The sequence below is a fragment of the Streptomyces sp. NPDC046379 genome (assembly GCF_055587785.1).
The window spans coordinates 1-11866 of the sequence record NZ_JBVJFP010000045.1 but is presented as its reverse complement, the minus strand read 5'-3'; the positions used below and the strand labels follow the sequence as shown (position 1 = coordinate 11866).

Annotated in this window: 10 protein-coding genes and 1 pseudogene; 5 read left to right on the top strand and 6 right to left on the bottom strand. The window is 70.8% G+C overall.

The genetic code is table 11. From position 1 onward, the window contains the following. Nucleotides 1–22 precede the first annotated feature (22 nt). Genes eboE through ACZ6KF_RS33540 form a run of 6 tightly spaced genes read right to left on the bottom strand, consistent with a single transcriptional unit; the run spans nt 23 to nt 5610 of the window. Nucleotides 23–1192 (bottom strand): metabolite traffic protein EboE, encoded by a 1170-nt coding sequence (gene eboE / locus ACZ6KF_RS33565; protein WP_356637589.1) that lies wholly within the window; start codon nt 1190–1192, stop codon nt 23–25. A 3-nt stretch (nt 1193–1195) separates the two neighbouring features. Beyond that, nucleotides 1196–2044, bottom strand: coding sequence for a TatD family hydrolase (locus tag ACZ6KF_RS33560; protein ID WP_469159829.1), 849 nt, complete (start codon nt 2042–2044; stop codon nt 1196–1198). Beyond that, a complete protein-coding gene (locus ACZ6KF_RS33555; protein ID WP_469241954.1) occupies nt 2044–2652 on the bottom strand; it encodes an EboA domain-containing protein in 609 nt (202 codons plus the stop codon). Before ACZ6KF_RS33555 ends, ACZ6KF_RS33560 begins: the two co-directional genes overlap by 1 nt. Beyond that, nucleotides 2649–3509: a sugar phosphate isomerase/epimerase family protein gene (locus ACZ6KF_RS33550; RefSeq protein WP_469241952.1), complete on the bottom strand. Its 861-nt coding sequence runs from the start codon at nt 3507–3509 to the stop codon at nt 2649–2651. The genes ACZ6KF_RS33555 and ACZ6KF_RS33550 overlap by 4 nt, the downstream gene beginning before the upstream one ends. After that, nucleotides 3506–4489, bottom strand: coding sequence for an SCO3242 family prenyltransferase (locus tag ACZ6KF_RS33545; RefSeq protein ID WP_356637474.1), 984 nt, complete (start codon nt 4487–4489; stop codon nt 3506–3508). The genes ACZ6KF_RS33550 and ACZ6KF_RS33545 overlap by 4 nt, the downstream gene beginning before the upstream one ends. Continuing rightward, on the bottom strand, nt 4486–5610 hold the full coding sequence (locus ACZ6KF_RS33540; protein WP_356637475.1) for an inositol-3-phosphate synthase: 1125 nt from the start codon (nt 5608–5610) through the stop codon (nt 4486–4488). Before ACZ6KF_RS33540 ends, ACZ6KF_RS33545 begins: the two co-directional genes overlap by 4 nt. Nucleotides 5611–6793: 1183 nt before the next feature. Here ACZ6KF_RS33540 and ACZ6KF_RS33535 point away from each other — a divergent pair. The 5 genes and pseudogenes from ACZ6KF_RS33535 to ACZ6KF_RS33515 all read left to right on the top strand — a co-directional run. Continuing rightward, a complete protein-coding gene (locus ACZ6KF_RS33535; RefSeq protein WP_356637476.1) occupies nt 6794–8296 on the top strand; it encodes a sugar ABC transporter ATP-binding protein in 1503 nt (500 codons plus the stop codon). Then, nucleotides 8293–9303, top strand: coding sequence for an ABC transporter permease (locus ACZ6KF_RS33530; protein WP_356637479.1), 1011 nt, complete (start codon nt 8293–8295; stop codon nt 9301–9303). The genes ACZ6KF_RS33535 and ACZ6KF_RS33530 overlap by 4 nt, the downstream gene beginning before the upstream one ends. Nucleotides 9304–9330: 27 nt before the next feature. After that, the gene (locus tag ACZ6KF_RS33525) at nt 9331–10377 is read left to right on the top strand and encodes a substrate-binding domain-containing protein (RefSeq protein WP_469160968.1); all 1047 of its coding nucleotides are present in this window, start codon (nt 9331–9333) and stop codon (nt 10375–10377) included. A gap of 93 nt (nt 10378–10470) precedes the next feature. Continuing rightward, nucleotides 10471–11664, top strand: coding sequence for a Gfo/Idh/MocA family protein (locus ACZ6KF_RS33520; RefSeq protein WP_469160969.1), 1194 nt, complete (start codon nt 10471–10473; stop codon nt 11662–11664). Between the two features lie 14 nt (nt 11665–11678). Next, nucleotides 11679–11866: pseudogene (locus tag ACZ6KF_RS33515) on the top strand (sugar phosphate isomerase/epimerase); the annotation flags it as partial.

The window sequence follows — 11866 nt, the reverse complement described above, 5'->3', positions numbered from 1 at the left end:
GGGGTGGGGCCCTCGGGGCGGGTCATGGCAGCTCCTTGAGGCCGAGATCGGTCAGCAGGTCACGCGCGAGGGTCAGTTCGGCGGCGATGCCGTCGTTCAGGCCCGCACGGTCGAGCGGTCGCAACGAGGGCGGCAGGGCCTGCCACGTGTACGTCTCGACCTCCAAGTGATGCGTACGCGCGACGGGCCCGCCGACCAGATGCGTCAGGCAGTCCTGAAGCGCAGGTCGCGTGGAGGTCAACGGCCCGGAGGAGACCGCGTGCAGGGGGATGTGGAAGTGGGCGCGCCAGGGTGCGCCGACCGGCAGGCCTCCCAGGCGCAGGGCCTCCCCCACATCGTCGACGCCTCGCAGTCCGGTCTCCGTCCTCACCCGCGTCTGGTGCAGGAAGCGGGGCTCGTCGAAGGCCGCCAGCGCCCGGCGCGCCTCGGGCAGGTGCGGCTCCTGTACATGCAGGGCGGCCGACAACTGAGCCTTGACGATGCGGATGTCGGCGGCCTGCAGCGCGCCGAACGCGGTTGCCGGGACTTCGAAGGAGGTGGCGAGGTGGCAGGTGTCGACGCAGACTCCGATCCGGTCGTGGCCGATTTCGGAGAGAGGGCCGATCGCATCGGCCGTGGTCTCCACCGCGCAGCCCGGCTCCGGCTCCAGGCCGATGCGGATGGACCGTCCCGTGAACCGCTCCATGGTGTCGAGGAATTCGGCCAAGGAGGAGAGCGCCCGCTTGGCGACCACGGCTGACGGATGGTCGTACGAGGTCCGCCAGGCGAGCGGGAGGGTGGAGATGCTGCCCTCGGCGACGTCGTCCGGCAGGAGTTCGGTCAGCAGGCGGGCCAGATCGGCGGTGTACTGGAGGCGTTCGGGGTCCGCCCAGTCGGGCTTGTAGACGCGGTACTTGACCTCGCCGGCGCCGAAGCCCTCGTAGGGGAAGCCGTTGAGGGTGACGACCTCCAGGCGTCGGTGCTTCAGCTCCGCGCGAAGGGCCCGCAAGGCGGAGGGGTCGTTGATCATCGTGCGGGCCGCGTCTCTGGCAAGCCACAGGCCGATGCCGAGGCGGTCGCGGCCGAGACGGAGACGGACGGGTTCGCAGTGGTCCCGGAGCTGGGCGAGGACGCCGTCGAGGGTCTCGGCGGGGTGCACGTTGGTGCAGTAGGCGAGATGGACGGTGGTGCCGTCCGGATGGCGGAAGCGCATCGCTCACTCCCCGCCGCGCAGAATGGAGTTGCCCTCGTGGGTGGCGCCCGTCTCGGCGACGGAGAGGTTCAGCCGCCCGCTGAGCCCGTAGAAATCGACGGGGTTGCGCCACAGCACCCGGTCGACGTCGTCCTCGGAGAAACCCTCGGCCAGCATCAGGTCGCCGACCCTGCGGGTCTTCAGCGGGTCGCTGCGGCCCCAGTCCGCGGCGGAGTTGACCAGCACCCGCTCCGGCCCGTACGCGCGCAGAACGGCGACCATCCGCTCCTCGTCCATCTTGGTGTCCGGATAGACGGAGAAACCCAGCCAGCAGCCGCTGTCCCTGGCCTCCTCGACCGTGGTCTCGTTCAGGTGGTCCACCAGCACCCGCTCCACCGGCAGGTCGGACTCGCGCACCACGTCGAGGGTGCGGCGCAGTCCGGCGAGCTTGTCGCGGTGCGGGGTGTGCACCAGGGCGGGCAGACCGTGGTCGGCGGCCAGCTGCAGCTGCGCGGCCAGCGCGGTGTCCTCGGCCGGGGTCATCGAGTCGTAGCCGATCTCCCCGACGGCGACGACCTGGTCCTTGACCAGATAGCGGGGCAGCTCGTCCAGCACCGGCACGCAGCGCGGGTCGTTGGCCTCCTTGGGGTTCAGGGCGACCGTGCAGTGGTGGGCGATGCCGTACTGGGCGGCGCGGAAGGGCTCCCAGCCCAGCAGGGAGTCGAAGTAGTCCAGGAAGCTGGCCGGCGAGGTCCGGGGCTGGCCCAGCCAGAACGACGGCTCCACCACCGCGCGCACGCCCGCGGCGTACATCGCCTCGTAGTCGTCGGTGGTCCGCGACGTCATGTGGATGTGGGGATCGAAGATACGCATCAGAAGTCCTGGGTGGTGAGGCGCAGGGCGCGGTCGAGGTCCGCCGGGACGGGGCGCCCCGCCGCACGGCGCTCGGCCGCGAAGTCGGTGAGCATGCGTGCCAGTTCGCCGTCTCCGGCCGCGCGACGCTCAAGGCCCGACACCTCGGCGAGGGGCACCCCGGTGAACAGGCACTTCAGGACGGCGTGCCGCCAGCCGTGGGCGTCCAGGTGCCGGGCGGCGTACGGGCCGACGGCGGCGGCGACGAGCCGGGTGTCGTTGGTGCGCAGGGCGTCCTCGACCAGCGGGAGGGCGTCCGGACCCGGCACGAGGAACGGCAGGGCGTGCAGCACGGCCCGGCGTTCGGAGCCGGAACTGCGCGTGTACATCCGGGTCAGGGCGCCCACGTCCGGCTGTGCCGCGTGCAGGAGAAGGACGCGGGCGACGTCCTCGAGACTCCCGCAGTGCCGGCCTGCCTCCGCGAAGCGCAGTTCCAGAAGGGACACGGGGCGTCGTGACACCTGGTCCGCAGCGGCGACGTCGAGTACCGCGTTCGCCAGCCAGGCCCGGGCCGGGGCGTCGAGGCGTTCCCACAGGACGGCGAGATCGCCGGTCAGCGATGGCGTCATGCGCGTGCTCCTTTCTCGAGGCCGCGCAGAAAGCGGAGGGATGCCTCGGCGAGCCCCGGGCCGGCGTGGGAGTGCCGCGGCAGCTCCACGGTGACCAGGCCCCGGTAGCCGGACCGCGTGAGATCGCTGAGCGCCTCGAGGACCGGCGGGAAGTCGATCTCGCCCTCCCCGAACGGGAGATGTTCGTGGACGGCGCGGCGCATGTCCTCGATCTGGACGTGACGCACCCACGGCGCCGACGCCCGGACGCACTCGGCGGGAGACGCCGCTTCCAGACACTGGCAGTGGCCGATGTCCAGGGTCAGACCGAGCGCATCCGGACTGCCGAGCAGGCGGCGCAGGCGGTGGAAGTCCTCCAGGGTCGCCAGCAGATGTCCGGGCTCGGGTTCCACGGCGAGCGGAACCCCCAGGCTCTGCGCCGCGGCGAGGACCGGCGCCAGTTCGTCGGCGAGCCGCTCCCAGGCCGTGTCCCGGTCGAGGCCTTCGGGGAGGACACCGCTGAAGCAGTGCACCGCGTGCGCCTCCAGGTCACCGGCGGCCTGCACGGCGCGCACCAGGAACCGGGCCCGGGCAGCGCGACCGTCCGGATCCGGGTCCAGGAGCGACGGGCCGTGCTTGCGGCGCGGGTCGAGGACGTAGCGTCCGCCGGTTTCGACGGTCACCGTCAGTCCCAGCCGCGCCAGCGTGCGGGACAGGCGTCCGGCACGGACGCTCAGATTCTCCGCCACGGGGTCGAGGTGCATGTGGTCGAGTGTGAGACCGACCCCGTCGTAGCCCAGATCGGCGAGAAGGAACAGCGCATCGTTCAGCCGCAGGTCCGTGAGGCCATTGGTCCCGTAGGCCAGGCGCAGGGTCATGTCGGGCTCACCTTCCGGGAGAAGCGGCGTGCCATCGGCAGCAGCGCCATGACCGCCCCGCCGAGCACCGGGGAACCGGCGCGGGCGGCGAGAACTGCCTGGAGGGGGATGACCGCGCCGAGTCCGCCTCGCACCGCGCGCCGAGTGAGGGCGGGTGAGGAGTTGAGGACGGCATGCGCGTACGGACGGGTGGCCGTCGCGCCATAGCCGAGGGCGAGGGCGAGGACGGTGAGGGCGTGCGACGGGCTTCGGCCTCGTGCCGACTCGCCGCTGCTCGGAGCGATCGCCCGATGCTCGGGTGCGGTCAGGACCGCTCGTCCCACCACGTCCGGTCCACTCACGGCGTCCGGCCCGCGCAGGCTGCGGAAACTCTCCCACCCGATGCCCCCGCCGATGACGAAGCTCGTCGCCAGCGCGGCGAGGGGAGCAGCGCCGGAACTGCCAGTCGTCTCGTTCCGGGAGACCTGAGTCACGGCGTAGGTGTGTGCGGCGAGAGCGGCCGCGGAAAGGAGCACGGCGGGCCGGGCGCGTCCTCCGGCCGCAACCGCGCCCAGCAGCAGGTCCAGGCCCCGGGCGGCGGCCATGGCCGCCGGTCCCGCGAACGTGTGCTTGAGCCTCAGGTCGTACGCCCAGACGGTGGCGGCCAGCGCCCCGGCGACCGTGGCCGCCGGTCGGCCCGCGCGCGCCGCCAGCACCAGGCCGGCCCCCGTCAGCCCGATGGCCGCTCCCAGAGCGGCCGCCGGGCGTATCCGACCCGACGGGAGGGGCCGGTCCGGACGCTCGCGCGCGTCCTCGTCCTGGTCCGCCCAGTCGTTCAGGGCCATGCCCGCCTCGTAGAGGCACAGGGAGCATCCGACGGCGAGCATCGCACGTCGGTCGACGCGCACACCGGCTGCCGCCGCCCCGGCGAGCGCGTCCCCGGGGACCGTGAACAGTGCCGAGACCCGGAGCAGCCGGGCCCAGTCGCGCACTGCGCTCATGTCCCCGCCACCCGCAGCCGCTCCGCGAAGTCGAGCAGCGCCGTGTACTGTTCGGCGAGCGACGAAGGGGCTCCCGGAGCGGGGTCCTTGAAATAGAAGGCCAACTCGGGCAAGGGGCCGGCGAGTCCCGCTTCGTGCGCGCGGGCGACGAGTCGGGCCAGGTCCAGCACGAGCGGTGCCGCGAGGGCCGAGTCGCACCCCTGCCAGATGGTCTGGAGCACCATCCGCGCGCCGAGGAAACCCTCGAAGACGACGTGGTCCCAGGCCGTCTTCCAGTCGCCCATGGACGGCACGTCGTCGATGTGCACCACGCCCTCGGGGGTCATGCCCAGGGTGTCGGCGAGAACCCGCTCCTTCCCCGCGTTCTTCGCGGCGGCGGCGGCCGGGTCGGCGAGCGCCGCGCCGTCGCCGCCGCCCAGCAGGTTCGTTCCCGACCAGGACCGTACGGTGAGCGCACGCTGCGCGAACATCGGGCCCAGCACCGAGCGCAGCATCGTCTGCCCCGTCTTGCCGTCCCGCCCGGCGACCGGAACGTCGTACGGTCCGGAGAACGCCGGATGGTGCAGTCCGGTCGACGGAGTGAAGTTGACGTACGAGGCGCCGGCGCCCAGTGCCGCGGCGGCGTACAGGGAGCTGGCCGGCAGCCGCCCGTCCCTTTCGCGGACCGCCGGCTCGGTGGACGCGACGTTGACCACCACGCACCGGGCCAGGTTGTTCCGCGTCCGGAAGGAATCGATGTCCGCTGCGAACTGGCTGATCAGCGCATCGTCGCTGCGCGGATCGGCCGCGAGCGGGCCACCGATCCGGATCTCGGCGTCCGCGGCCGCGAGTTCACCGCCCACGGCCGCAGGCAGGTCGTACGGGAGGACACCTTGTGCGGCGAGTTGCTCGGCCCGTTTCGGGAGCGGGCAGGAGACGACGTCGTGGCCGCCGAAGACCAGCGACCCCGGCTCCGGCAGACCGCAGCCGGCGAAGCGCGGACTCTGGGTCACCATCCCGACGGCCGGCTGCAGCCCGCCCGCGACGGCCGCGCATCCGGCGACCACTGTGGTGGCGACGGAGCCGCGCGCTCCGATCAGCCAGACTCCCGTACGTGGCACTGCCCGTGTCGACGCTGTCATCGCGAGCGCCTCCTTGCTGTTCCTGTGCGTGTGATGAGTGGATGGTCCGTGCCGAGGGCGGTGACTCCACGCTCGGCACGGACCCGTTCATGGCGCCGGAGCCACCGGGCACGCGGGACGCCCGGCAGCGGGCCGGCGCCCTGGCCCAGGACGCGCCTGTTGCAGGCGGAGAGGGGTCCTGGGCCAGGGGGTCTGGGACGTACGGGGCAGGAGCGATGTTCAGCACTGCCGGCTGCCCCTCACCGTGGGAGGTCCACGGACGGAGCCGGGTTCCGCGCCCCGGATGCGGTTCGGCGTCCAGGCGCTTCCCCGTGTGTCGTCGATACACCGGGTCGTCCTCCGTGCCGGAGCGGGAAGGCCGGCATCCGTCGCGATGCACCAACCTTCGAGTGAGTCGACGGTGAACATAGCCCGCTTCTGCATGACGTGAAAGACCTTGTGCAGCAGAAGACTTAACTTTCGCTCGACATAGGACAAAGTCCCGGTTGTCCGCCCACCGGCAGGCACTCCCCCGAGCGTCAAGCGGAGCAATCCACTCCGACTGCACCGGAGCCAGGGCTTTGTCTTTTCTTCGTCGAAAGTGACTGTTCCGTTGCCTTAAGTTCTTCCCTGACCAAAAAAACGCTGCTAGGTTTCACCGCGCCAGGAACGGAAGACGGGTCGGCGGCAGGAGGGCGACATGAGGCGCACGACGGCTTGGCCGACCAACGCCCATCAGGGCTTACGCCACGGACCACCCGTGACATCGGCCGCGACCGGGTCGATCCCCGCGGACAGCCGTACGGCCGTGACCCCGGCTTCCTGAAAGCCCGCGTCGGAGATGCCGCGCTCGCTCACGACGTGTCCGGTGACGCCGTCACCGGCCGGCCCGGGCAGGCCGCCGCAGCAGCCGGTCCGATCGCCGGCAGGGCCCGTCCTCCCGGCTCGACGCCGCCCGGACCCGCCCCACCGTCGCAGCCCCGCGGACGGTGGGGCGCCTCGGCCACCGCCCGGCCACCACCACGACCGGGCTCCGCGAGCCGTCGGGCGCCAGAGCACCTGCCACGCGCCTCGCACGACGTCCGCACCGGCCACGAAGAACAGCAGCGCCCGACCCTTGAGTCCCACCGAACCGAGGATCCATCCCATGCCGCCAACAACCCATCTCAGCAAACCAGCCGGCGTACCGGCTCCGCTGCTCAGGATGACCGGGATCACCAAGTCCTTCCCGGGCGTCCGTGCTCTCGCCGGCGTCGACCTCTCGGTCAACGAGGGCGAGGTCCATTGCCTCCTCGGCCAGAACGGCGCGGGAAAGTCCACCCTGATCAAGGTCCTGGCAGGTGCTCATCAGCCGGACGACGGCGAGATCGTCTGGCAGGGCAATCCCACGCGGTTCAAGTCCCCGGTCGACGCCATGCGCCTCGGCATCGCGACCATCTATCAGGAGCTCGACCTCGTCGAGCACCTGTCCGTGGCGGAGAACATCACCCTCGGTCATGAACCGACGCGCGCTGGGTTCGTCGTGCGCCCCCGGGTCGCCCGGGAGAGCGCCGCCGCCCTGCTGGCGCGGCTGGGCCACCCCGAGATCGATCCGGCGGCGCCGGTCGCCGATCTCTCGGCCGCGCAGCAGCAGATCGTCTCGATGGCCCGCGCGCTGTCCCACGACGCACGGCTGATCGTGATGGACGAGCCCTCGGCCGCTCTCGACCCGGACGAGGTCCGCAACCTCTTCCGCATCGTCGACAGGCTGACGGCCGACGGCGTGGCCGTCGTCTACATCTCGCACCGCCTGGAGGAGATCCGTCAGATCGGCGACCGTGTGACCGTCCTCAAGGACGGACGGTCCGTCGCCGACGGCCTGCCGACCCGGTCGACGCCCACCAGCGACATCGTCGCCCTGATGACGGGCCGCAGCGTCGACCACGTGTTCCCCTTCTCCCCTCGTACTGCCGACCCGGTGACCTCCGAGGTTCCGCCGGTGCTGAGAGTGCAGGGACTCTGCCGTCAGGGCGAGTTCGAGTCGCTGGACCTCGAGGTCCGGCCCGGGGAGATCGTCGGGCTGGCAGGCCTGGTGGGGTCCGGCCGTACCGAGATCCTGGAGACCGTGTACGGGGCCCGCCGGCCCACGTCCGGCCAGGTGTTCGTGGACGGCGAGGAGGTCCGGCCAGGCGACGTGCGGGCCGCCGTTCGCGCGGGGATCGGTCTGGCTCCCGAGGAGCGCAAGGCACAGGCGCTGCTGATGCTGGAGTCCGTCACCCGCAACGTCTCGGTCTCCACCCTCAGCCGATTCTCCCGCCTCGGATGGATCGACCGGACGGCGGAGCGTGCCGCGGCTCAGGAGGTGACGCGTGACCTGGTGCTCCGCCCGGACAACACGGACACCCAGGTCAAGAACCTCTCCGGCGGCAATCAGCAGAAGGCCGTCCTGGCCCGTTGGCTGCTCCGGGGATGCCGCGTCCTCCTACTGGACGAACCCACCCGCGGTGTCGACATCGGAGCTCGCGTCGAGCTGTACGCCGTGATCCGGCGCTTGGCCGACGAGGGCCTGGCCGTCCTCGTGGTCTCCAGCGAGATCCCGGAGGTACTGGGCCTCGCCGACCGCGTCCTCGTCCTCCGCGAAGGACGCGTCGTGCACACCTCCCCCGCACGCGAACTGGACGAACACCGCGTACTCGATCTCGTACTTGAAGGGAACCACGCATCATGACGCAGTCCGCGGCCGTATCCGCGGCCGAGAAGTCCGCTTCCGCCCCGCCGCCACGGCGCCGGCCCGCACTCGGCCTCCGGCTCGACGTGCGCACGCTGTCGCTGCTCGGCGTGCTCGCGATCCTCGTGATCGTCGGCGGTGTCACCAAGCCGGACGAGTTCCTCGCCGTGAGCAATCTCCAACTCGTGCTCACCCAGGCGTCGGTGATCGGCGTGGTGACCGTCGGCATGGCCTTCGTGATCATCGGCGGAGGGATCGACCTGTCGGTCGGCGCGATCGTGGCGCTGGCCTCGGTCTGGGCGACCACGGTCGCGACGCAGGAGTACGGGTTCGCCGGGGTCCTGTTCACCGCCATAGCCGTGGGCCTGGGCTGCGGCCTGGTCAACGGCGTCCTCATCGCCTACGGCAGGATGGTCGCGTTCATCGCCACCCTGGCCATGTTCGCCTCCGCCCGTGGCCTCGCCCTGCAGATCACGGACGGCCGCACCCAGATCGTCACCATCCCAGAAATCCTCGATCTGGGCGAGAAGGACGCGTACGTCCTCGGTGTGCCGCCGCTCGTGATCGTCTTCGCGGTCGTCGGCGTCATCGGGTGGCTGCTGCTCAACCGCACGACGTTCGGGCGGCGCACCGTCGCCATCGGCGGCAACCCCGAAGCCGCCCGGCTCGCCGGCATCGACGTGCGGCGCCAGCGTCTGTATCTCTACCTGCTGTCCGGACTGTGCTGCGGCATCGCCGCCTTCCTGCTGATCATCCTGTCCGGCTCCGGCCAGAACACCAACGGCAACCTCTACGAACTCGACGCCATCGCCGCCGTGATCATCGGCGGCACCCTGCTCAGCGGCGGGCGCGGCAACATCACCGGCTCCGTGCTCGGCGTCCTGATCTTCACCACGATCACCAACATCTTCGCCCTCAACAACCTCCAGACCGCGACCCAGCAGATCGCCAAGGGCGCGATCATCGTCGTCGCCGTCCTCATCCAGCGCCGCACCGCCCACGAGTAGAGCGCCACCGCAAGGAGAAGCACCACCATGGCTCAGGAAATGAACCCCTCCCGCAGAAGACTGCTCCTCGGCACCGCCGCCGTCTCGGCCGGCGCCATGCTCACCGCCTGTACCTCGAACGAAACCGGCGGCGCCAAGAGCGGCGCCGCGCAGGCGCCCGCCTCCAACGACAAGCCCGGCAAGCCGGTCACCATCGGCTTCGCCGGACCCCAGGCCGACCACGGCTGGCTCAACGCCATCAATGTCAACGCCCGGGAGCGCGCCGAGAGCTACAAGGACGTCACCCTGGAGATCACCGAGGGCTCCAACGACACCGCCCAGCAGATCGGCCAGATCGAGACCCTCATCAACAAGAAGGTCGACGTGCTGGTGATCCTGCCCGCCGACGGCAAGGCCCTCACCCAGGTCGGGCTCAAGGCCATGCGGGCCGGCATCCCGGTCGTCAACCTGGACCGCATCTTCAACAGCCCCCAGGCCTACCGCTGCTGGATCGGCGGCGACAACTACGGCATGGGCCTGAACGCCGGGCACTACATCGGCGAGAAGCTCAAGGACAAGCCGAACGCCCGTGTGATCGAACTCGCCGGTCTCGACAACCTGGAGCTGACCAAGCAGCGCACCCAGGGCTTCGACGACGCGCTGAAGAACTACCCCAACATCAAGAAGGTCGCCCGCCAGGCCGCCGAGTTCACCGTCGAGTCCGGGCAGGCCAAGATGGCCCAGTTGCTGCAGGCGCAGTCGAAGTTCGACGCCCTCTGGAACCACGACGACGACCAGGGCATCGGCGCCCTGCGCGCCATCGAGCAGGCCGGGCGCGACGACTTCCTCATGGTCGGCGGGGCGGGCTCGCTCGCCGCCTTCCAGGCCATCAAGGCCGACAGCGGCGTCCTCAAGGCGACCGTCCTGTACCCGCCCACCATGGCCGCCTCCGCGATCGACCTGGCGCGGGCGCTGGGACAGAGCAAGGGGCTCGGCGGACTCGCGGAGTTCGAGATTCCCTCCTCCATCGCGCTGTACTCGGCCGTCGTCGACAGGGAGAACGTCGACCGCTACATGTCGACCGGGTTCAAGTAAGCCGCTCCAAGGATTCGCCCTCACCGTCGCTGAGGCCGGGGTGAGCGCGGTGCGCCGCGCTCACCCCGGCCTGCTCAAGGAGAATTCACTCATATGGAATCCACCGTCGCCCACAGGCCGCGTCTCGGGATCGGCCTCATCGGCTACGCCTTCATGGGTGCCGTCCACTCGCAGGGCTGGCGTACGGCCGGCCGAGCCTTCGACCTGCCGCTCGAGCCGCATCTCGCCGCCGTGTGCGGCCGGAACCAGCAGGCGGCGCGCGCCGCCGCCGACAAGCTGGGCTGGTCGTCCGTCGAGACCGACTGGCGCCAGTTGATCGCCCGCGACGACATCGACGTCATCGACATCTGCACCCCGGGCGAAAGTCATGCGGAGATCGCCATCGCCGCGCTGGACGCCGGCAAGCACGTGCTGTGCGAGAAGCCTCTGGCCAACACGGTCGAGGAGGCCGAGGCCATGGTCGCCGCCGCGGAACGCAACCCCGGCCGGATCGCGATGGTCGGCTTCAACTACCGCCGTACGCCCGCCCTTTCCCTGGCCCACTCCATGATCGAGGAAGGCAGGCTCGGCAAGATCCGGCACGTCCGCCTCGCCTACCTCCAGGACTGGCTCGTCGATCCCGACTTCCCCCTCACCTGGCGGCTGAAGCGCGAGTCGGCCGGGTCCGGCGCCCTGGGCGATCTCGGCTCCCACCTCGTGGACCTGGCCCAGCACCTGGTGGGCGAGCCCCTCGCCGGTGTCTCCGCGCACATGACGACCTTCGTGCCCGAACGCCCTCTGCTCGCCACCGCGTCGGCGGGACTGAGCGCCTCCGCGGGAGCCGGCCGCGGCCAGGTCACCGTGGATGACGCCGCCCTGTTCACCGGCCGCTTCCCGTCCGGCGCGCTCGCCTCCTTCGAGGCCACCCGCTTCGCCCCCGGCCGCAAGAACGCGATGCAGATCGAGATCAACGGTGAGCGCGGCTCGCTCCTCTTCGACCTCGAACGTCTCAACGAGTTGCACTTCTTCGACGGCACCGAGCCCGGCGCCCACGCCGGCTTCCGCCGCATCCTGGTGACCGAGCCCGATCACCCCTACGTGGCTGCCTGGTGGCCGCCCGGTCACGGGCTCGGTTACGAGCACGCGTTCGTCCACCAGGCCCGCGACCTCGTTCACGCCATCGCCGACGGCACCCACCCCTCCCCGTCGTTCGCCGACGGACTGCAGGTGCAGCGGGTGCTCGCCGCTGTCGAGGAGAGCGCCTCCAAGGACAGCGTCTACACCGCCGTGCCCACCTTCGAAGACTGACAAGGACGCCTGCCATGACCCACCGTTTCACCCTCTTCACCGGCCAGTGGGCGGACCTTCCCCTGGAGGAGGTCTGCCGAATCGCCAGCGACGCCGGCTTCGAAGGCCTCGAACTGGCCTGCTGGGGCGATCACTTCGAGGTCGACAAGGCCCTCGCCGACCCCTCGTACGTCAAGGGCCGCCACCAGCTGCTGGAGAAGTA

What these genes read in the sequence shown, in the direction of transcription:
- ACZ6KF_RS33520 (WP_469160969.1), top strand. Translation starts at nt 10,471, where the DNA reads ATGGAATCCACCGTCGCCCACAGGCCGCGTCTCGGGATCGGCCTCATC.
- ACZ6KF_RS33540 (WP_356637475.1), bottom strand. Translation starts at nt 5,610, where the DNA reads ATGACAGCGTCGACACGGGCAGTGCCACGTACGGGAGTCTGGCTGATC.
- ACZ6KF_RS33545 (WP_356637474.1), bottom strand. Translation starts at nt 4,489, where the DNA reads ATGAGCGCAGTGCGCGACTGGGCCCGGCTGCTCCGGGTCTCGGCACTG.
- eboE (WP_356637589.1), bottom strand. Translation starts at nt 1,192, where the DNA reads ATGCGCTTCCGCCATCCGGACGGCACCACCGTCCATCTCGCCTACTGC.
- ACZ6KF_RS33525 (WP_469160968.1), top strand. Translation starts at nt 9,331, where the DNA reads ATGGCTCAGGAAATGAACCCCTCCCGCAGAAGACTGCTCCTCGGCACC.
- ACZ6KF_RS33560 (WP_469159829.1), bottom strand. Translation starts at nt 2,044, where the DNA reads ATGCGTATCTTCGATCCCCACATCCACATGACGTCGCGGACCACCGAC.
- ACZ6KF_RS33535 (WP_356637476.1), top strand. Translation starts at nt 6,794, where the DNA reads ATGACCGGGATCACCAAGTCCTTCCCGGGCGTCCGTGCTCTCGCCGGC.
- ACZ6KF_RS33555 (WP_469241954.1), bottom strand. Translation starts at nt 2,652, where the DNA reads ATGACGCCATCGCTGACCGGCGATCTCGCCGTCCTGTGGGAACGCCTC.
- ACZ6KF_RS33550 (WP_469241952.1), bottom strand. Translation starts at nt 3,509, where the DNA reads ATGACCCTGCGCCTGGCCTACGGGACCAATGGCCTCACGGACCTGCGG.
- ACZ6KF_RS33530 (WP_356637479.1), top strand. Translation starts at nt 8,293, where the DNA reads ATGACGCAGTCCGCGGCCGTATCCGCGGCCGAGAAGTCCGCTTCCGCC.